Annotated in this window: 16 protein-coding genes and 1 tRNA gene; 4 read left to right on the top strand and 13 right to left on the bottom strand. The window is 65.9% G+C overall.

Features of this window, described 5'->3' with window-relative positions; translation table 11 throughout:
• Nucleotides 1-3: 3 nt before the first annotated feature.
• Nucleotides 4-1,887: a selenocysteine-specific translation elongation factor gene (gene selB, locus VK98_RS12115; RefSeq protein ID WP_048414266.1), complete on the top strand. Its 1,884-nt coding sequence runs from the start codon at nucleotides 4-6 to the stop codon at nucleotides 1,885-1,887.
• Here the strand turns inward: selB and VK98_RS12110 are convergent.
• Nucleotides 1,884-3,638: a HAMP domain-containing sensor histidine kinase gene (locus VK98_RS12110; RefSeq protein ID WP_048414265.1), complete on the bottom strand. Its 1,755-nt coding sequence runs from the start codon at nucleotides 3,636-3,638 to the stop codon at nucleotides 1,884-1,886. The two genes, selB and VK98_RS12110, sit on opposite strands and share 4 nt — an antisense overlap.
• Before the next feature lie 32 nt (nucleotides 3,639-3,670).
• Nucleotides 3,671-4,171 carry an oxidoreductase gene (locus VK98_RS12105; protein ID WP_156187842.1) on the bottom strand — a complete coding sequence of 167 codons (501 nt, stop codon included), beginning with the start codon at nucleotides 4,169-4,171 and terminating at the stop codon, nucleotides 3,671-3,673.
• Between the two features lie 568 nt (nucleotides 4,172-4,739).
• Between VK98_RS12105 and VK98_RS23720 the strand changes: the two genes are divergently transcribed.
• Nucleotides 4,740-4,831, top strand: a tRNA-Sec gene (locus tag VK98_RS23720).
• Between the two features lie 360 nt (nucleotides 4,832-5,191).
• On the opposite strand, the gene VK98_RS12095 is transcribed toward VK98_RS23720, so the two are convergent.
• The 5 genes from VK98_RS12095 to flgA all read right to left on the bottom strand — a co-directional run bounded on the left by VK98_RS12095 (nucleotide 5,192) and on the right by flgA (nucleotide 9,362).
• Complete coding sequence (locus VK98_RS12095) at nucleotides 5,192-6,541, bottom strand: DEAD/DEAH box helicase (RefSeq protein WP_231589266.1); 1,350 nt, start codon at nucleotides 6,539-6,541, stop codon at nucleotides 5,192-5,194.
• A 109-nt stretch (nucleotides 6,542-6,650) separates the two neighbouring features.
• On the bottom strand, nucleotides 6,651-7,571 hold the full coding sequence (locus VK98_RS12090; protein ID WP_048414261.1) for a CobD/CbiB family protein: 921 nt from the start codon (nucleotides 7,569-7,571) through the stop codon (nucleotides 6,651-6,653).
• Between the two features lie 198 nt (nucleotides 7,572-7,769).
• Nucleotides 7,770-8,234: a flagella synthesis protein FlgN gene (locus VK98_RS12085; protein ID WP_048414260.1), complete on the bottom strand. Its 465-nt coding sequence runs from the start codon at nucleotides 8,232-8,234 to the stop codon at nucleotides 7,770-7,772.
• Between the two features lie 23 nt (nucleotides 8,235-8,257).
• Entirely contained in the window at nucleotides 8,258-8,554 is a 297-nt protein-coding gene (gene flgM / locus VK98_RS12080; protein WP_048414259.1) for a flagellar biosynthesis anti-sigma factor FlgM, read from the bottom strand.
• 130 nt (nucleotides 8,555-8,684) lie between these two features.
• Nucleotides 8,685-9,362, bottom strand: coding sequence for a flagellar basal body P-ring formation chaperone FlgA (gene flgA, locus VK98_RS12075; RefSeq protein ID WP_048414258.1), 678 nt, complete (start codon nucleotides 9,360-9,362; stop codon nucleotides 8,685-8,687).
• Between the two features lie 154 nt (nucleotides 9,363-9,516).
• On the opposite strand from flgA, the gene VK98_RS12070 reads away from it, so the two are divergent.
• Complete coding sequence (locus VK98_RS12070; protein ID WP_048414257.1) at nucleotides 9,517-11,625, top strand: autotransporter outer membrane beta-barrel domain-containing protein; 2,109 nt, start codon at nucleotides 9,517-9,519, stop codon at nucleotides 11,623-11,625.
• Nucleotides 11,626-11,834: 209 nt separating this feature from the next.
• Here VK98_RS12070 and thrC read toward each other — a convergent pair whose 3' ends face one another.
• The 4 genes from thrC to VK98_RS12050 form a co-directional block, all read right to left on the bottom strand.
• Nucleotides 11,835-13,244, bottom strand: coding sequence for a threonine synthase (thrC, locus tag VK98_RS12065; RefSeq protein ID WP_048414256.1), 1,410 nt, complete (start codon nucleotides 13,242-13,244; stop codon nucleotides 11,835-11,837).
• Nucleotides 13,244-13,576 carry a hypothetical protein gene (locus VK98_RS12060; RefSeq protein WP_048414255.1) on the bottom strand — a complete coding sequence of 111 codons (333 nt, stop codon included), beginning with the start codon at nucleotides 13,574-13,576 and terminating at the stop codon, nucleotides 13,244-13,246. The genes thrC and VK98_RS12060 overlap by 1 nt, the downstream gene beginning before the upstream one ends.
• Entirely contained in the window at nucleotides 13,569-14,879 is a 1,311-nt protein-coding gene (locus VK98_RS12055) for a homoserine dehydrogenase (RefSeq protein ID WP_048414254.1), read from the bottom strand. Before VK98_RS12055 ends, VK98_RS12060 begins: the two co-directional genes overlap by 8 nt.
• A 191-nt stretch (nucleotides 14,880-15,070) precedes the next feature.
• The gene (locus tag VK98_RS12050) at nucleotides 15,071-16,303 is read right to left on the bottom strand and encodes a pyridoxal phosphate-dependent aminotransferase (RefSeq protein WP_048414355.1); all 1,233 of its coding nucleotides are present in this window, start codon (nucleotides 16,301-16,303) and stop codon (nucleotides 15,071-15,073) included.
• Between the two features lie 249 nt (nucleotides 16,304-16,552).
• On the opposite strand from VK98_RS12050, the gene VK98_RS12045 reads away from it, so the two are divergent.
• Nucleotides 16,553-16,921, top strand: a complete 369-nt coding sequence (locus tag VK98_RS12045; RefSeq protein ID WP_048414253.1) for an Mth938-like domain-containing protein — start codon at nucleotides 16,553-16,555, stop codon at nucleotides 16,919-16,921.
• A gap of 1 nt (nucleotide 16,922) precedes the next feature.
• On the opposite strand, the gene VK98_RS12040 is transcribed toward VK98_RS12045, so the two are convergent.
• Both VK98_RS12040 and VK98_RS12035 read right to left on the bottom strand, forming a co-directional pair.
• Entirely contained in the window at nucleotides 16,923-18,245 is a 1,323-nt protein-coding gene (locus VK98_RS12040) for an MFS transporter (RefSeq protein ID WP_048414252.1), read from the bottom strand.
• A gap of 117 nt (nucleotides 18,246-18,362) precedes the next feature.
• Complete coding sequence (locus tag VK98_RS12035; protein WP_048414251.1) at nucleotides 18,363-19,679, bottom strand: NAD(P)/FAD-dependent oxidoreductase; 1,317 nt, start codon at nucleotides 19,677-19,679, stop codon at nucleotides 18,363-18,365.
• Nucleotides 19,680-19,914 lie beyond the last annotated feature (235 nt).

The following is a 19,914-nucleotide window of genomic DNA, read 5'->3' as shown; positions in this document are numbered from 1 at the left end:
GCCATGATTATCGCCACCGCCGGACACGTAGACCACGGCAAGACCGCCCTGCTTCACGCCCTGACCGGCACCGACGCCGACCGCCTGCCGGAAGAAAAAAAGCGCGGCATGACCATAGACCTGGGCTATGCCTATCTGCCGACGCCGGACGGCGGTGCAATCGGCTTCATCGACGTGCCCGGCCATGAGCGCTTCCTCGGCAATATGCTGGCCGGCGTCGGCGGCGTGCGCCACGCGCTGCTGGTGATCGCCGCCGACGACGGCGTGATGCCACAAACCCGCGAACACCTCGCCATCCTGCAATTGCTGCGCCTGGACAGCCTGACCGTGGTCGTCAGCAAGAGCGACCTGGCCGGCCCGGAAGCGCTGGAGCGCGCGATGGCCGCTGCGCGACTGACGCTGGCCGAGCACGGCCTGCAAGCGGCGGCGCTGCTCCCGGTGTCCGCGCGCACCGGCGCCGGCGTCGACGCGCTGCGGCGGCATCTGCTGCAACTGCGCGACGAAGCCGTCGGAACCGAACGGCGCTTCCGCCTGGCGATAGACCGCGCCTTCACCATCAGCGGCGCCGGCCTGGTGGTGACCGGCACCGCCTGGAGCGGCCGCGTCGGCGTCGGCGACGCCCTATGGCTGAGCGGCAGGGACGCCGCCGTCCGCGTGCGCGGCCTGCACGTGCAGAACCAGCCGGCGCGGGAAGGCCAGGCCGGACAACGCATCGCGCTCAATCTGGCCGGCGACGTGGACAAGCAACAGATTCAACGCGGCGACTGGCTGCTGGCGCAAGCCGCCCCGGAGCCGGCCGCCCGCGTCAGCGTGCGCTTGCGCCTGGCGCCGGCGCTGCACGCCGCGCTGCGCCACTGGCAAGCCGTGCACGTCCACCACGCCGCCAGCCACTGCACCGGCCGGGTGGCGCTGCTGGAACGTCCGCAGCTCCATCCCGGCGACGAAGGGCTGGCGGAACTGAGCCTGGACCGCCCGCTCCACCTGGCCGACGGCGACCGGCTGATCCTGCGCGACGCCGGCGCGCAACACACCCTGGCCTGCGCCACGGTGCTGGAGCGGCAGCCGCCGACGCGCGGCAAGCGCCACGAGGACAGGCTGGCCCATCTGCGCGCGCTGGCCGCGGCCGGCGCGGACGACGCCGAAAATCTGCGGCTGCGCCTGGGCCGGCAGGCGGTGTCCCTGGCCGAGCTGGCCTGGGACCGGCAATTGAGCGAGGCCGGCCTGGAGCGGCTGCTGCGCGCCGCGCCGCTGCGCGTCGCCGGCCAGCACGCCTATGCGCCGGAGCACTGGGCGGATTTGCAAAGCCAGCTATTGGAACGGCTGGCGGCGCTGCATCTTCAGCAGCCGGACCAACTGGGCGCCAGCCGCGGCCGCGCGCGCCGGCTGGCGCTGCCGCAGGAAAGCGAGGCCGCGGTCAATCTGATGATCGATCAATTGCTGGCGGAGGGAAGACTGGCCAATACCCGCGGCTGGCTGCATCTGCCCGGACACGTGCTGGCTTTCGACGCGGAGGAGGCCGCGCTGTGGCGGCGTTTGGAGCCGGCTTTCGCCGAAGCGAACCAGGCGCCCTGGGTGCGGGAGCTGGCGGCGACGGCCGGCGTGGAGGAGGAAGCGGCGCGCGCGCTGCTGCGCAAAGCCGCGCGCCTGGGCCATGTCCACGCCGTGGTGCGGGACCGCTACCTCAGCAGCGCGGCGATCCGCGACATGGCGGCCAGCGTGCGCCAGTTGAACCAGGACGCCGGCTACGCCGACGCCGCCAACTTCCGCGACCAGCTGGGCTGCGGCCGCAAGCTGGCGATTCAGATCCTGGAGTATTTCGACCGCTGCGGCTTCACCCGCCGCCTGGGGGACAGGCATTTGCTGCGCGAAGCGCGGCTGTTCGACTAGCCGACGTGGCCGGGTCCGGACGGCGATTCCAGCGCCCGGCCCAATACCGCGCGCAAACGGCTGATATCGAACGGCTTCTCCAGCCGCGCGGCGAACCAGGCGGCGCGCGGATCGGCGTACTCTTCCGGATACGCCGTCATCGCGATGATTTTCACGCCGCGGTGGCGCACGCTGCGCTTCAGCGCCTCCGCCACCGAATAGCCGCTCTCATTGCCTAGCTGCATGTCCAGCAGCACCACGTTGAAACTGGCCTGCTGCAGCTTCTGACAAGCTTCCGCCACCGAACTGGCGGTGGACACCGCGTAGCCGTTCATTTGCAGGCAGTCGGAAAACGGTTCGCGGATGTTCTTGTCGTCGTCCACCACCAGCACCGAACGTTCCGGCCCCGGCATTTGATCCGGCACCACGATGGGCAAGCGCACGATGAATTCGGAACCGACGCCCACCACGCTCTTCAGCTCCAGCTCGCCGCCCAGCAGCGACACCAGTTCCTTGACCACCGCCAAGCCCAGCCCGCTGCTGCCCACCCGGCGCGAATGGCCCTGGAAAAACGGCTGGAAGATGCGCGATTGAAACTCCTCGGGCACGCCGATGCCGGTGTCTATCACCCGGATGTCCAGGATGTTGCGGCCATCGGCGCCGTCCACGCCGGCCTCCACCGTGACCGTGCCGTGATCGGTGTAGCGGATGGCGTTGGTCAGCAGATTGCCGACGATCTGCCGCAAGCGGTCGCCGTCCAGCTTCACCGTCGGCGGCAGCTCGCCCAGCCGCACATGCAGGCCCAGGCCCTTGCCGTCCAGCTGCGCGCGGTGCACGTCTATCACCTCGTTCAGCGTGGCCGCCACGTCCACGTCGCTGATGTGCAGCCGGAACTGCATGTTCTTGATCGCGGAGATGTCCATGATGTCGCGCACCTGGGTCATCAGGTGCGCCATGCAGGTTTTCAGCCGCCCCACCGCCTTGGCGGCCTTGCCGGCCGGATCGATGTCCGGCTCGATCAGCTCCACGCACACCTGCATGGTCTGCAGCGGCGAGCGGATCTCGTGGCTCAGCGTGGCGAGGAAGGTGGTGCGGTCCAGTTCCGCGTTCACCGTGGCCTTGTGCGCCGCCCGCTCCTGCTCCAGCAGTTGCTGGCGCGCGGCGGCGTCGCGACGCGCGCCCTGGTAACGGTAAAGCAGCACGAAAATCACCATGCAGATGCCGCCCAGCGCGAACCACAGCGAAGCGACCAATTGCTGGTTGTGCCGCAAATCCTTGTTGCGCGCGTCGCGCGAAGACACCTCGGCCACGCGCGCCTGAACCGCGAACTCGGCCAGAGACGGCCGGATGCTGTCGATGCGGTCTATGTTCTGCTGCGCGCTGCGAACGCTGGGATGCAGGATGTTCTCGTCCTCGAAGAAATCCTGCAGCAGGCTGGCGGTGCCCTTGAAGCCGTCGACGCGGCTCAGCATCTCCTGCATCTTGGACGGGGTGACGAAATCGAGGAAACGGCTGTTGGCCACCGCCAGCCGGAACTGCACCTGCGATTCGGGGACTTCGCCCGCCTTCAGGCGCAGCAGGTCGGCGCGGGCTTTCTCAAGCTCAAGCTGCATCTGCGCCACCGACCAGTACAAATCCTCGCTGCGCCCCTCAAAGCCGCGCGCCGGCACGTAACGCTCGATCGCCATGTACACGCCGATGCCCAGCAGCAAAAAGCCGAGCAAGGCCAGCGCCGGGATGCCCTTCCAGCCGGACAGCATCGATTTGTTCATCGCTCGCCCCGAGCCCTCCTGGCCGGCCGGCATCAAAACACCACCAGGCGGTTGATCTGCCACACCAGCTTGGCGTCCATCACCGGCCCTTTCTTATCCTCCGGCATTTGATCCAGCGGATACATCAGCCACAGCGGGCCGCGGTTGGTGATGTCCAAAGGCTTGTTGTTGACCGAGCGCGCCAGCACCACGTCGAAGTCGTAGAACTCGCGGCGGTCTATCCAGTACACATAGTCGTTCAAGGCGCGCAGCTTGACCTTCTGGCCGCCGGCGCCCACCTTGGCCAGGATGTCCCGCATCAGCGGCCCGCTGAACACCGATTGCGGCGTCCAGGTGGTCCGGGTCACCACCGAGTGCTGGCGCAAGCTCAGCAAATCCTGCTCGCGGAACTCGTACACGTTCTTTTCTTTATTGGTGAACTGGCTGATCTTGCCCGACACCGTCAACACCACAGGCCCCGGTTCGGCATGCAGCGCGGCCACGCAACACGCCAGCGCCATTCCGCCCAAGACCGCCTTCCAGCTCTTCCCCATGCCAAGCTCCCGACCCTGCTCATTCCGCGCCCGTCGTCCGACGGCTTTCAGCGCCGGATTGATGGCATTTGAACTTTGATTTCACAAACTAAACAATTAAATCTAATTAGAACAAAAATGCCATTAAAATATTTACGGCCAATATATCAAGCCGCCCGACAAAACACCATCCGCCGGCATCCGGACCAGTCCCATGGGACAGTAGCCGCCGGACAACGCGCCGCGCGCAATGAAAAAGCGGCCCTGCCGGGCCGCTTTCCCTTCGCTCCGCCGGCGACGCCGGCCGGACTTACTTGCCGCGGCGCAGCCCCGGACGGCCCGCGACGTGGCAAAGCTGGATAAACAGGGACAGAACGTGCTTCATGCTGATTTCCTTTATTCTCGGTAGACGGAATGGCCCCGGGCGCTCTCGCGGCGCGTTCGGCGGCCCGTCCATTCTAATGACATGAAGCGCGTCCTAGAAATTCATTTTATTTATCAGGCATAAAATTGGCTTATCGCGATTCCGCGATATAATGCGCGCTGGCGTCGGCTCGACGCCGTCGGGCCAAAGGCCCGGCCGTACGCAGGAAGAGACGCGTCCCCGGTGGGGCGGCTGGTCTTCAAAATCAGATGGGGCCGCCAGCGGTCCCGGGCAGGTTCGACTCCTGTTCTCTTCCGCCGCTCGCTCCAACGGGGTTCAGCCCCAGACACAGCGAGCAATGGCATTCGATCGCATGCCGCTTCACCAGCGCGCGCAGGCGTTCCAGCCGCTGCGCCTCCGCCAGCATCACCGACGCCGACGCGGGCTTGGCCTCGGTTTCCCGCGCCGCCGGCGCGACCGTCGTCGTCGCTCCCGCCGCCGCGCCGATGCCCAGCATCGCTCCGCCCACGCCAATATGCCGCCATTTCACCCGCATCGCGCTCACCTCTTTAGCTAGCCGTTCACCCTGAAGTCCGACCCCGCCTCCGCCGGGAAGTGCCGGCGACGCCCATAAAAAAACGGCCCCTTCCGGGACCGTTCCTTGGGCATCCGCGCAATCAGCGAATGATTTCCACCTTGTAGCGCGGCGGCAGCAGCAGCGCCGGCACTTCCCGCTTCGCCTTGCGGCTGCGGCGGCTGTTCATCGGCTTTTTCACGCCCTCGGTGGAGCCGGCCAGCACCGAAGCCTCCGGCTTGGACGGAGCCGGCGCGCGTTCGCGTTCGCGCTCCCGTTCGCGCTCATTGGGGCGCGCCATCCAGGACGGGCGGAAGCCGTCGACGGTCTGCGGCGTCAGCGTCAGCTTGGTCAGCTTCTCGATGGACTCGTGCTGGCGGGTTTCTTCTGGGGACATCAGCGAGATCGCCACGCCCTTGGCGCCGGCGCGGCCGGTGCGGCCAATCCGGTGCACATAGTCTTCCGGCGCGTTCGGCAGCTCGAAGTTGACCACGTAAGGCAGTTCGGTCACATCCAGGCCGCGGGCGGCGACATCGGTCGCCACCAGCACGCGCAGCTTGCCTTCCTTGAACGCCGCCAGTGTTTCCAGACGCGCGCCCTGGGCCTTGTCGCCGTGAATGGCTTCGGCTTGCAGGCCGTCGCGCTGCAATTCGCGCGCCAGTCGGTCCGCGCTGAGCTTGGTCTTACAGAACACGATGACCTGGCTCATGTCGCGAGACTTGATCAGATGGGTCAGCAGATGGCGCTTCTTGAAAGCGTCCACCGAGTAGACGATCTGCTCGACCTGGTCGTTGGTGGCGTTCTGACGCGCCACCTCCACCGTCTGCGGCGACTTCATGAAATCGGAAGCCAGGCGCTTGATCTCCGGCGCGAAGGTCGCGGAGAACAGCAGGGTCTGGCGCTCCTTGGGCAGCATGCCCATGATCTTGCGGATGTCCTGGATGAAGCCCATGTCCAGCATGCGGTCGCCTTCGTCCAGCACCAGCACTTCCACCTTGTTCAGCTGAATCGTCTTCTGCTGGATGTGGTCGAGCAAGCGGCCTGGCGTGGCGATCAGGATTTCCACGCCGCGGCGCAATTCCTGAGTCTGCGGGTCCATATTGACCCCGCCGAACACCGTGGTGGCGCGCAGCGGCAGATACTTGGTGTAGGTTTTGACGTTGACGCCGATCTGATCCGCCAATTCGCGGGTAGGCGACAGCACCAGGGCGCGCAGCGGATGCATCGCCGGCGACACGCTGGTGTTCGCGTATTTCTTCAAGCGCTCGAGAATCGGCAGCATGAAGGCCGCGGTCTTGCCGGTGCCGGTTTGGGCGGCGGCCAGCAAATCGCGGCTGGACAGAACCAGAGGAATCGCCTTTTCCTGAATCGGGGTGGGCTGGGAATAGCCCTGTTCTTCGATGGCGCGCAGAATCTCGGGAGACAACCCGAGTTCGGAAAACAGCATGGACAACACTCCTGCAAAACTCGCGGGGCCTGTTGCGCGCACGCGCCAACACGCCCCCGTATTCAAATGACACGAACGGACAAGGCAACGCCGCCCGGACGGCGGCGTTGGGTCGTCAGCCCATGTGGCTTGCGACGCTGAGCAGCAGGATTACGGCCAACCATAGCAAGGCGGAACGCCAGACCAGGCCAACTGCGCTTTTCAGGTAGTTGGGGTCCGCTTCGTCGCCCAAGCCCAGTTCGGGCCGGAAGCGTATGGAGTAATCCTGTCTGAGCGGATCGCCCAATTTCACGCCGATCGCACCCGCGGCCGAAGCCAGCAGAATGCCGTTGGCGTAGTTCCCCCATGTTTTGGCCTGGGAGCGCCAGCAATACACCGCATCCTCGAAATCGCCCATGATGGCGAAGCTGGCGGCGGTCAAACGCACCGGGATCCAGTCCAGCCAAGCTGCGGCGCTGGCCGAGAAACGACCGAACGGATCCTCCTCCGCGTCGCGGTTGCCCCATTTCTGATTCAGCATAGAACAGAGACGGTACAACAGCGCGCCGGCCGGACCCGGCAACAGCACGAACCAGAACATGGTGCCGAACACGTGGCGGTAGCTGTCCACCACCCCCTGCTCGATCGCCAGCCGAGAAATCTCCTCGACCGACAATTCAGCGGTGCCCTGACCGGTCCAGTTCGCCAGCGCGGTGCGCGCGTCCAGATCCCGCCCCTCGGCCAAGGCCAGGGATATCTCGGAGAACGCGCTGGAGAAGTGGCGGAAGCCCATGGTCAGATACAAGACCAGGACATTCCACAACATCGCCAGAATCGGACTCAAGGCGTGCAGCGCGTAATAGATCAGCAAGCTGAGCAAGACGGCCGGCACGATCGCCAACGACCACGCCAACACGCCATGACGGTTGGAGCCGGCATTCAGATTGCGTTCCAAATGATTGGCGTAGCGGGTGAACAGCAGCCAGACGCGATTGCGGTTGCCCAGCGGCCGCAACTGCTCCAGTGCCAGAGCGATAATCAAGGAAATCAGGGTCATTGGTTCCGGATAGTGGTTTTCTCAGGCCCGGAGAGGAAGATACCATAAAGGCCCAGGCATTCCCACTGCTCCTTGAGAATAGACTCTAAAACCGGCCGCGGCGCGGTGAAAACGCCAAGAGCGCCGCAACGGCGCTCTCTCGCTCTGGACATGCCACGAATGTTTTCAACGTCCCGCCGGCGGGGCTTTGGCGGAATCTCAGGCGGAGCCGAGAAAACGACGCCCGGTCGCCAGTTCCGGCAACTGGCCGGCCTTGTCGTAACCCACGGTGGACGCCGCGGCGTCGCGCAAGGTGTTCAGCGCGCCCTCCACCAGCGACAGGCGCTGGTCGATGAAGCTGCCGTTGAGCTGATTGATGCTCTGCGCGCGTTGGATCGCCTCTTCCAGCCCGGTCCAGGCCAGGCTGGCTTCCGGTTTGTCCGCCAGCCAGATGTAGACCGTCTCGCTGTCCTGCACGCCGATCCGACGCATCAATTCGCCGCGCTGGGCGGCGCTGACGGCCAGTTGGTCCAGCACGCCGCTCTTGCTCTCGGCCAAGGCGTCCAGCTGGACGTCATGGCCTTGCACCAGCACCTTCTGTTCCTGCTCCAGCAACACGATCAGCCGGGCAACGAGCGCAGTCTCGTCCCGGCACAGCTGGCAGAATTCTTCAACAACGTTCATGCCTGACTCTCAACTGCGCGCGCTTAGCGCGCCAACAATTCCTTGGTGGAGGCGATCAAGCCGTCGGCGATCTTCTCCGGATTGACGTTGAACGTGCCGGCGGCGATCGCCGACTTGATCGCGGCCACCTTGCCGGCGTCGAAGCCGGAATCGCCGCTGACCTTGCTTTCCACCGCGCTCAGGCGGCTGGCCAAAGGGTTGATCGTCACGCTGTCGGATCCACTGGCGGCAGGGTTGGCGTTGGCGGCCGCGTCGCGCGGCACCGCCTTGTTCTGGGTGCTGTAGCTTGCTGACAGCTTGCCCGAGTTATCTACTTTCATGGCATGGCCTTCCCAAAGGGAACCTGGATTACCTCTATTATCGGACGGAAAAACAATATCTTGAAGACTTTCTCGGAATTATCCGCCCGCGCGCGCCGCGGCCGGCGCGTCGGTCCGACGGCGAACCGTCTCAATATATCACCATCACGCTGCCGTCCGCCTGAACTTGTCCGCGTACCACCCGCCCGGAAGCCATGCGCACCGACACTTGCTCGCCTTCGGCGGCGTTGCCTATCGCCAGTCCGTCGGCCGCCGCGGCGAAGCCTTCGCCCGAGGCCACCACTTTCACCCGCTGATTGCTGCTCACCAAATAGGGCGCGCGCACCATGAAGCTGCGCAGCCAGGCGCCGGCCGGCGCGCCGGAGCGCATGGTCTTGCCTATCGCCTGCTGCAGGTCGTCCAGCACATTGCGCGCCAGGCTGGGATTGGCCACATCGACCAGGCGCACGTCGGCGGCGCTCAGCACCTCGCCGGCCGCCACGGCGCGGCTCAAGGCCACCCCCATTTTCTTTTCATTGATCCGCACCGGAATCCGCAAGGCCCAGCCCAGCTCCGGGCAGGACACCGCGACGAAGGTGGAGCCGGTGGTGACGCCGGGCGTCGCCCAATCCGCCTTGGCTTGCGCGCAGGCCGGCACCGCCAGCTTGCGGTCCAACTGCCCCAGCGTCCAAGTGGCGGGCCGCATCGACAGTTCGTGCTTGAGAAAGTCTCCGGCCAAGGCCTCCAGCCGCCCCAGGTCCTGCATGCCCGCGGCCGATGCCGCCACGCTCCAGGCGCAGCACATCATCCAAAGTAGTAAACGTCGCATTCCCGCATTCTAGCGCAAGCGGGCCCGAGGCTGCAGCCCGCGCCCGCTATTGACAATGCGATGCATAAATTAAAATAATCGTTTGAATAGAGCTTAGACTCTTAAATCTAAATTCAAATAAAACCAAAGTTTTATCCGGAAGGGGACATTCCAAATGCGTAAACGCCTGAACACGCTGGCCGTGGCCACTCTGCTGGCGATGCCGGCCGCCGCCAGCGCCTATAGCAATTTCTATTTCTTCGGGGACAGTCTTTCCGACGTCGGGGCTTTCGGCGGGCTTGGCGGCCTGCCCGCCAACGCTCGCTGGACCACCGGCAATGGAGCCAACTGGACCGACGCGCTGGCAGCGCGCTACGGTTTGAAATCCATCGCCAACAACTCAAGCAATCCGAACGCGAGCCCGAGCGGCAACAACTACGCCCAAGGCGGCGCCGTGGCGCAGCTCTACGGCGACATCACCGTCTTTCCCGGCACCACCGGCGCCAATGGCTCGGTCGAACAATTCGGCCCGGACAAAACCACCGCCATTCAGGAGCTGCCGCAGCAAATCAGCGCCTACCTGGCCGCCAGCGGCGGCAAAGCGAACCCCAACGCCGTTTATTCAGTCTGGATCGGGGGCAACGACATTGCCGCCGCCGCCGGCACCATCACTGCGGACCCCACTCAAACGAGCGCTACCAAACTGCTGATCAGCTCAGCCAATTCGACCAGCTCTTTGATCGGCCAATTGCAGAGCGCGGGCGCCCAGACCATCATCGTGCCCAATGTCCCCAACCTGGCCTCCACTCCCGCCGTGATTTACCAGACAGTGCAGGGCGTGGCCACCAAGGTAGGCATGACGAACGGCTTGAGCGGAACCGCGCTGAGCAACTACGTCACTCAGGCCGTCGGCGCCGCCTGGCAGGTGCTGAGCAGCAACGCCTCCACCTCCGGCAATCAAAACGCCGTGATCCAGCAGGCGCTCGCCGCGGCCAACGCCGCCATCGGCCAGCCCGACTCCGTCACCACCCTCACCGCAAGCTACAACACCGCCGCCGCCGGATTGCAAACATTGAGCAACGGCTACAACGCGCTGGTGGATAACGCGCTGCTAAGCAGCGGCCGGCAACACGGCGTTGTCCGCGCCAATATCTCGCTGCTGTTTCAGGAGGTGCTGGCCAATCCGGCGAGATACGGTTTCACCAATGCGCTGGGTTCGTCCTGCCCCCAATCCGCGATCAGCTGCCCCGCGAACATCCTTCCCGCGCAGAGCTATCTGTTCAGCGACGCGCTGCACCCCACCCCCGCCGCCCACGCGATGATCGCCGAGTACGTCTACGATCTGCTGCAAGCGCCCTATTTCGCCGGCGCGCTGCCGGAGTCCGCGCTGAACAACGCCCGCCAGCTGGGCAGCGCGCTGGACAGCCGCTACCAGGCCATCCGCGCGCGGAAGCGCGAGGTCGGCGCGGTCAGCGCCTTCGTCAGCGGCGCCTTCAACGACGACAAGGTCGGCTACGACGCCCTGTCCGCCAAGCCGCAAGGCCGGCTGTACACGCTGGGCCTGGACTTCCAGGTCAGCCCGGCGCTGAGCCTGGGGCTGGCGATGTCGCGCCAGAACGGCAAGACCGACATCAACGGCATCGCCACGCCAGGCAGCGTCGACGACCACAGCACGCTGATGAGCGCGCTGTTCAGCTACCAGCAGGGACGGTTCTGGCTGGACGGCGACGCCCATATCGGTTCCGGCGACATCGACACCCGTCGCCAGGTCTCGCTGGGCGCGGCCCGGATCGCGCTGAACGGCAACGCGCGCCAGAGCCAGTACGGCATGCGCGTAGCCGGCGGCTATCTGATGCCGCTGGGCGCCTACCGCGCCGGCCCCATCGCCGGCCTGGACTACGCCCACGTCAAGGTCAACGGCTTCACCGAGCAAGGCGGCAACAGCAGCAGCATGGCCTTCAACGCGCAAAACGGCACCTCGCTGGTGGCCCGCGTCGGCTGGCAACTGGAGGCCGACATCGGCCGTTTCAGCCCCTACGCCAAACTGAGCTACGCTCACGAGTTCAAGCGCGACGACCGCGTGGTCACCGCCGGCCTGGCCACCACGTCGGGCGATTACAGCGTCAAGCTGGGCAAGCCCAAAGCGGACTGGCTGGAATGGACCGCCGGCCTCAGCGCGCAGCTGAGCAAGAGCGTGTCGATGTTCGGCCAGCTCAGCGCCGTCAGCGGCCGCAGCGGCAGCAGCCAGACCTCAGGCAATGTCGGCATGGCGCTGACTTTCTAAGAACCTGTTTACGATCCGCGGCGCGTCGGCGGGATGGATAGAAAGCGGCGTTAAAAACAAGCTCGAAATGCGCATGTGCCGTGTGTACCCTCCGCTTTTTCGCTCGTTTTCGCCTTGTCTCGCTCTAGCTCGCGAGATCGTAAACAGGCTCTAAGGCCTCCGCGCAAAAAAAAACGGCCCCTGGGGGCCGTTTTTTCGTCCGACGCGCGTCAGCTCAAACTGCGTTCGATGAAGGCCTTGACCTCGCCGGCGTCCGCCGGGAACACTGTCACTTTCTGCGGCAGATCCTCCAGGCCGTCGAAACCGGCCGGCCGCGGCGGATCGCGGTCCAGCGCCTCGCGGATGGTGGCGGCGAACTTGGCCGGCAAGGCGGTTTCCAGGCAGACCACGGTTTCGCCGGGGCGGCGCAGCTCGCGCGCCACCTTGACGCCGTCGGCGGTATGGGTGTCCACCACCACGCCGTCTTCGCGGTCCAGCTGGCGAATGGTGGCCAGCCGGTCGGCGTGATCGCTCTTGCCGGAGACGAAGCCGAAAACCTCGGCGGCGGCGGCGGTCTGCTCGGCGGTCAGCGTGAAGCCGGTTCCGGCGTCCACTTGGCGCCACAGCGCGCTCAAGGCCTCGGGGTCGCGCCCCAGCAGATCGAACATGAAGCGCTCGAAGTTGGACGCCTTGGAAATGTCCATCGACGGGCTGGAGGTGACGTAGGTGTTGGCCGCGCCGCGCGGGCGATAGGCGCCGCTGCGGAAGAACTCGTCCAGCACGTCGTTCTCGTTGGTGGCCACCATCAGGCGCTCGACAGGCAGGCCCATCTGACGCGCGATGTGGCCGGCGCAGACATTGCCGAAGTTGCCGGACGGCACGCAGAAGCTGACCTTCTCCTCATTGCTCGCCGTGGCGTTGAAATAGCCCTTGAAGTAGTACACCACCTGAGCCACCACGCGCGCCCAGTTGATGGAGTTGACGGTGCCTATCTTGTGACTCGCCTTAAAGGCGTGGTCGTTCTGCACCGCCTTCACGATGTCCTGGCAATCGTCGAACATGCCCTGAATCGCGATATTGTGGATGTTGGCGTCGTGCAGGCTGTACATCTGCGCGCGCTGAAACGGGCTCATCAGGCCGTCCGGGCTGAGCATGAACACCTGGATGCCGGCCTTGCCGCGCATCGCGTACTCGGCGGCGCTGCCGGTGTCGCCCGAGGTGGCGCCCAGGATGTTCAGGCGTTCGCCCTTCCTGGCCAGCACGTATTCGAACAGATTGCCCAGCAACTGCATCGCCATGTCCTTGAAGGCCAGCGTCGGGCCGTTGGACAGTTCCAGGATGGCCAGGCCGTCGCGCAGCCGCTTCAGCGGCGTGATCTCTTCGCTGCCGAAGGCCGCGCGGGTATAGGTGCGCTCGACGATGGATTTGAGATCGTCTTCCGGAATGTCGGTGGCGAACAGGCGGATGATTTCAAAGGCCAGTTCGGCGTAGGACAGGCCGCGCCAGGCGTCCAGCTGCTCGCGGCCGATCCGCGGATAGCTTTCCGGCAACACCAGGCCGCCGTCGGGCGCCAGGCCCATCAGCAGAATGTCGCTGAACGATTGCGGGGCCATGCCGCCGCGGGTGCTGATATAACGCATCAGGGGGTTTCCAGATATTGGGCGCAGGCGGCGGACGCGTCCTTCATCCGCTGTTTGCCGCGCGGGTCGTCTTTCTTGATCTGGCCGGTCAGCACGCCCATCACCTCTTCGGAGGAAAAGCGGCCGGCCAGATGTTCGCTGGCGCACTGGCAATACTTCTGCACTTGTTCCGACGAGCGCTGGCCGACGCCATCCGAGGCCGGCGTGCGCTTGACGCAGCCGCGCATCAAGAAGCCCTGCAACAGGCTGTGCTGGCCGGGGGACAAGGGCGTCGCCCCGGCGCTCGCCAGGATCAGACCGGCGCCGAGGCCGGTCAGCCAGCGTTTAATCATTCAACTCTTCCATGCGCAGGCGCACCACTTTGCCGGTGATGCTTTCCAGCGCTTCGATGCCGGCGATGGCGCGGTCTATCGCCTGTTCCTGCACGCGATGGGTCAGGATCACCACCTCGGCGGTGCCGTCGGACACCGAGCCTTTCTGGATCACCGCCTCGATCGAGATGCCGTTCTCCGCCAGCAGGCGGGTGATGTTGGCCAGCACGCCGGCGCGGTCGGCGGCGCCGATGCGCAGGTAGTAGGAGCTGACCACGTCGGAAATCGGCAGGATGGGCAGGTTCTGCAGCTGGTCCGGCTGGAAGGCCAGGTGCGGCACGCGGTGTTCCGGGTCCGCCGTCAGCAGACGGGTCACGTCGACGATGTCCGCCACAACCGCGGAGGCGGTGGGCAGCGCGCCGGCGCCGGCGCCGTAGTACAAGGTCGGCCCCACCGCGTCGCCCTTGGCCAGCACCGCGTTCATCACGCCGTTGACGTTGGCGATCAGCTGGCGCGCCGGGATCAGCGTCGGGTGCACGCGCAATTCGACGCCGGCGGCGGTGCGGCGGGTCAGGCCCAGCAGCTTGACGCGGTAGCCCAGTTCCTCGGCGTACTTGATGTCGCGCCCTTCCAGCTTGCTGATGCCTTCCAGGTAACAACGGTCGAACTGCATCGGGATGCCGAAGGCCAGCGCCGCCATGATGGTCAGCTTGTGGCCGGCGTCATGGCCTTCGATGTCGAAAGTGGGGTCGGCTTCGGCGTAGCCCAGCTGCTGCGCCTCGGCCAGCACTTCGGCGAAGCTCGCGCCCTTGTCGCGCATCTCGGTCAGGATGAAGTTGGAGGTGCCGTTGATGATGCCGGCGATCCACTCGATGCGGTTGGCGGACAGCCCTTCGCGCAGCGCCTTGATGATGGGGATGCCGCCGGCCACCGCGGCCTCGAAGGCCACCATCACGCCCTTTTCCTGAGCGCGGGCGAAGATCTCGGTGCCGTGCAGCGCCAGCAGCTTCTTGTTGGCGGTGACCACGTGCTTGCCGTTGGCGATGGCCTGGAGCACCAGCTCCTTGGCCGCGGTGTCGCCGCCTATCAGTTCCACCACGATGTCGACGTCGGGATTGTTCACCACCTGCAGCGCGTCGGCCACCACTTCCACGTCCGGGCCCAGCAGCGATTGCGCGCGGGCCTGATTGCGGTTGGCCGCCTGCAGCAGGCGGATCTGACGGCCGGCGCGGCGGCTGATTTCCTCGGCGTTGCGTTTGAGAACGGTGGCGGTGCCGCCACCCACAGTCCCCACGCCCAATAGGCCGATATTGATCGGTTTCATTGTCTGCTCCCTGTCTCTAGTATTCTGTCCCTGCCCGCGGCGGCCGGCCCTGATCAAGAGCCGCACCGCCTGGCCGCCGCCGGCGCGTGTCCCAAGTTTTCCTTGTCAACGGACCGTATCCGCTGACAAGGAAGACCTGATGGCAAGACGGGGGCCGTCGCCCCCGTCCGCCGTCTCAAACCGCCCTGGCGTCAGACTTCGCCGCCGTGGCGCTTGCGGTAATTTTCCAGGAAACGCGCGATGCGGCCGATGGCCTCCACCAAATCATCCGAGTTGGGAAGGAATACCACGCGGAAGTGATCGGGCGCAATCCAGTTAAACCCTGAGCCTTGCACCAGCAACACCTTTTCCTCCTGCAGCAGCTCCAGAATGAATTGCTGGTCGTCGCCTATCGGGTAAACCTTGGGGTCCAGCTTGGGGAACAGGTAGAGCGCGCCCTGCGGCTTGACGCAGCTGACGCCTGGAATGTCGGTCAGCAGCTTGTGCGCCAGATCGCGCTGGCGCGCGAGGCGGCCGCCCGGCGCCACCAGGTCGTCTATGCTCTGGTAGCCGCCCAAGGCGGTCTGGATAGCGAACTGCGCCGGCACGTTGGCGCACAAGCGCATCGAGGCCAGCATGTTCAGGCCTTCGATATAGTCCTTGGCGTGTTTCTTCTCGCCGGACAGGATCATCCAGCCGGCGCGGTAGCCGCAGGCGCGGTAGTTCTTGGACAGGCCGTTGAAGGTGACCACGAACAGATCCGGCGCCAGGGAGGCGATCGAGGTGTGCTTGACCTCGTCGTACAGCACCTTGTCGTAGATTTCGTCGGCGTAGATGATCAGCTGGTGCTGGCGCGCCACTTCCACGATCTGCTTGAGCAGCGCCGGCGGGTAGACCGCGCCGGTGGGATTGTTGGGATTGATCACCACGATGGCGCGGGTGGAGGGGGTGATCTTGGCGCGGATGTCGTCGATGCTGGGGAACCAGCCCTGCTCTTCATCGCACAGATAGTGCACCGCCTTGCCGCCGGCCAGGCTGACGCCGGCGGTCCACAGCGGGTAGTCCGGCGCCGGCACCAGCACTTCGTCGCCGTTGTCCAGCAGCGCCTGCATCGCCATCACGATCAGTTCGGACACGCCGTTGCCGACGATGATGTCGTCCATGCCCACATTGGGCAGCTGTTTTTGCTGGGCGTAGTGCATGATCGCCTTGCGCGCGGCGAACAGACCCTTGGAATCGGAGTAGCCGGAGGCGGACGGCAGGTTGACGATCACGTCCTCGATGATTTCGTCCGGCGCGAAGAAACCGAACGGCGCCGGGTTGCCGATGTTCAGCTTGATGATGCGATGGCCTTCGTCTTCCATCTTCTTGGCGTGCTCTAGCACCGGACCGCGGATGTCGTAACAAACGTTGGCGAGTTTTTGCGATTTATGGACTGGCTGCATGACGACAATGGTTTCCGTGGCTTGCCGCCCGCCGGAGACGGCGGTCTTGCCCTGGCGGCGCGGTTTGTGTTCTTTCATCTGATCTCTTTGGATGTCCCCGCTGAAGCGATGACCACGTTGACGTTGTGGCGGCAATCAGCGGCGGGGTCGAGTTATAATCCTATCCCAATCTCTGATGCACTGCAGCAGCTTAATTCGCGCCCGGAAAAGGCCGTCCGCCGCAGCGCTCGCAATCGGGAATTCACTCATATGAAAATGCAGCAATCGCTGGGGCAAGGCCGCAACTTGTTCACCGGCTATGGCGACGGCCATGTTCTGATCAACGCCCAGCGCCACGAAGGCAATCTGATCGTCTCCGCGGACAGCGTGGCGCCCTGGCCGGTGGCCGCTTTCGAGGATTTGCAGGAAAGCCATTTCAGCGCGCTGCTGGCGCTGCGGCCGGAAGTGGTGCTGTTCGGCACCGGCAAGAGCCTGCGCTTCTGCCACCCGCGCCTGTCCGCCGCGCTGGCCAACGCCGGCATCGGCGTGGAAACCATGGACACCCAGGCCGCCTGCCGCACCTTCAACATCCTGCTGGCGGAAGACCGCCGCGTCGTCGCCGCTCTGCTGGCGATCTGACTCAGCCGGCGGCCGTCCGCGCCGCCTGCGGGCAACTCCACACCAGGCAGGCGGCCAGCAAGGCCGGCGCCGCCGCCAGCAGGAACAGGCTGGCCAGGCTCCAGTCCTGGCGCAGCAACTCCCCGCCCAGCCACGGCCCCAACACCGAGCCCGCCCTGCCGACGCCCAAGCTCCAGCCCACGCCGGTGGCGCGCAAGGAGGTGGGATAGGCGTTGGCCGCCAGGGCGTTGATCGCCGGCTGGCCGCCCACCACGCAAAAACCGGCGGCGAACAAGAGGCCGAACAGGCCGGCCTGCTGCGCGCCCAACTGGCCCAGCATGGCCACGGCCGCCGCCGCCAGCGCGAAGCTCGGCAGCATCACCCGCAAGAAACCCAGCCGGTCTATCCAGACACCCAGCAGCAAGGTGCCGGCCACGCCGCCCAGTTGCAGCGCGGCGCCGGCGAGGATGGCGCTCCGCGTGTCCAGCCCAGCGTCCCGCGCCAAGGCCGGCATCCAGTTGGACAGGAAATAGAGCAGGAGCAGGTTCAGAAAGCTGAGCGCCCACAAGGTCAGCGTCAGCCGCGCGCGGCCGGCCTGAAACAAGTGTGGCAACGACGCGGCGGCGACGGGTTCGCGCAGCGTCAGGCTGGACGCCGCCGTCCCGCTCATCGCCGGGTCCATGCGCCGCAGCCAGGCCAGCGCCTGTTCGCGCCGCTGCCGCGACAGCAGAAACTGCAAGGACTCCGGCAATTGCCGCCACATCCACCACGCCAGCAGCAACGGCGCGACGCCGCCGACCGCGAACACCGCGCGCCAGCCGTGGGCGGGCACCAGCCAGGCCGCCAGCAAGCCGCCCAACAGCGCGCCGACGGTGAAGCCGCAGGAAATCAGCATCATCATGCTGACCCGGCGCCGGCGCGGGCTGTACTCGCCGGCCAGCGCCATCGCGTTCGGCATGATGCCGCCCAATCCCAAGCCGGTCAGGAAGCGCAGCCACAGCAACTGCTCCAGCGTGGCGGCGAAGGCGGTGGCCAGCATGCCCAGGCCGAACCACAAGGTGCACAGCAGCAGCAAGGCGCGGCGGCCGAAGCGGTCCGCCAGCGGGCTGAACAGCAGAGCGCCCAGCAGCAAGCCCAGCAAACCGGCGCTGAACACCGGCCCCAAGGCCGGCTTGGCCATGCCCCAGTCCGCCAGCAGCGCCGGCGCGACATAGGCCATGGCCTGCACGTCGAACCCGTCCAGAATCATCAGCAAGCCGCAGATCAGCAGCAGCCGGCGCTGAAACCCGCCCAGCGGCCGCTGATCCAGCCAGGCGTCGATCTCCAGACCTGAAGCTTGCGCCATTTCCGCCCCCGAATATGCAAATGGCAAACAAGATGTCCGCAAACCGCCGCCCGGTCAAGCCGCGCCCGCAAAAAAGCCCACCGCGCGGGTGGGCTTGGCGCGTCGGCTTGGGCCGGCTCAGTGCAGCTTCAAGGACGGCCGCGCGGCGCGGCGCAGCTTGTCGCCGACATAGAGCAGAGTGGCCAGCACCCAGCCGTGCACCGCCGCCTGGTGCATGCGGTACAGCGAGCTGTAGATCAGCTTGGCGCCGAGGCCCTCCACATAGTAGTCGCGCTTGGGCCCCACCACCGCCGCCAGGCTGCCCACCGCGCTGTGCTTGCCCAGCGACACCAGCATGCCCTGCGGTTTGAAGACGAAGGGCTTGCCCTGACGGCCGGCCACGCGCCGGCTCAATTCGTCCGCCAGCCAACGCGCCTGCTGGTGGGCCACCTGGGCGGTGGCCGACAGATTGCGGCCGCTGTCGCCGTCCGGCGCCTCGGCGCAATCGCCCAGCGCATAAACGCAAGCGGCGCCCTGGCAGCGCAGCCACTTGTCCACCTGCAGCTGGTTGATGCGGTTGGTCTGCAAGCCTCCCAGGCCGGCCAGCCAGGTCGGCGCCTTGACGCCGGCGGCCCAGACGGTGATGTCGGCCGCCACCTTGTCGCCGCCCTGCAGCTCCACGCCGTCGGCGCGCACCGCCGCCACCCGGCTGCCGGTCAGCACTTTGATGTTGCGCGCGGCCAATTGCTCCTGGGCGTAGGCGGACAAGGACGGCGGCGCGGCGGCCAGGATGCGGTCCGCGCCTTCGATCACGCTGATTTCCACCCGCTCCGGCTGCAGGCGCGCGCCGTAGTGGTGCAGTTCGCACAGGGTGTGGTTCAGCTCCGCCGCCAGTTCGACGCCGGTGGCGCCGCCGCCGACGATGGCGATGCCGAGCTTGGCCAGCGGCTGCTGGCCGCTGCTGCAGCGGAAGGCCAGCTCCAGCACCCGGTGGCGCAGCTTCTCCGCGTCGTTGGGCGTGTTCAGGAACATCGCGTGCTCGCCGACGCCGGGCGTGCCGAAGTCGTTCGCCTCCGCGCCCACCGCCAGCACCAGCCAGTCGTAGGGCACTTCGCGCGGCGGGCTCAGCCGCTCGCCGCCGGCGTCGAGCACTTCGGCAAGCTGGATGCAGCGCCGCTCGGTGTCCAGCGACTGCATATAGCCGAACTCGAACTCGTAGCCGTTGCGATAACCGTGGGCGAAGTAATTGACCTCGTCCTCGCCGGTGTTGAGCGCGCCGGTGGCCACCTCGTGCAGCAGCGGTTTCCAGATGTGGGTGGGCGAGCCGTCTACCAACACGACGCGGGCCTTGTGCTGCGCGCCCAAGGTGCGTCCCAGTCGGGTGGCGAGCTCCAGGCCGCCGGCGCCGCCGCCGACGACGACGATGCTGGGCAATGCGGAATTGCGACTTAACATGACAAGATCCTTACAAGGCAGAAATCACTAAACAAGCGTCCTGGCGGCAACACGCTTGTTTAGGGAGTTCTTGCTTCAGATCAAGGAAGGAGTATGCACAGGCTGGCAGGGCAAGCCAAGATTTCGCAGCAGAAAAAACCGCCGGCATGGCTGAATGGCCGGGACGGCGGGCGGGGAAGACCACGGCGGCGGCCGTCCGAATGCGACACCGCCCCGGCTTCGATAGCGAAGCCGG

The organism is Chromobacterium sp. LK11 (genome assembly GCF_001043705.1).
In the GTDB taxonomy this organism is placed as follows: Bacteria; Pseudomonadota; Gammaproteobacteria; order Burkholderiales; family Chromobacteriaceae; genus Chromobacterium; species Chromobacterium alkanivorans.
The sequence above is the reverse complement of the archived record's forward strand: the minus strand, read 5'-3'. Positions and strand labels throughout refer to the sequence as shown.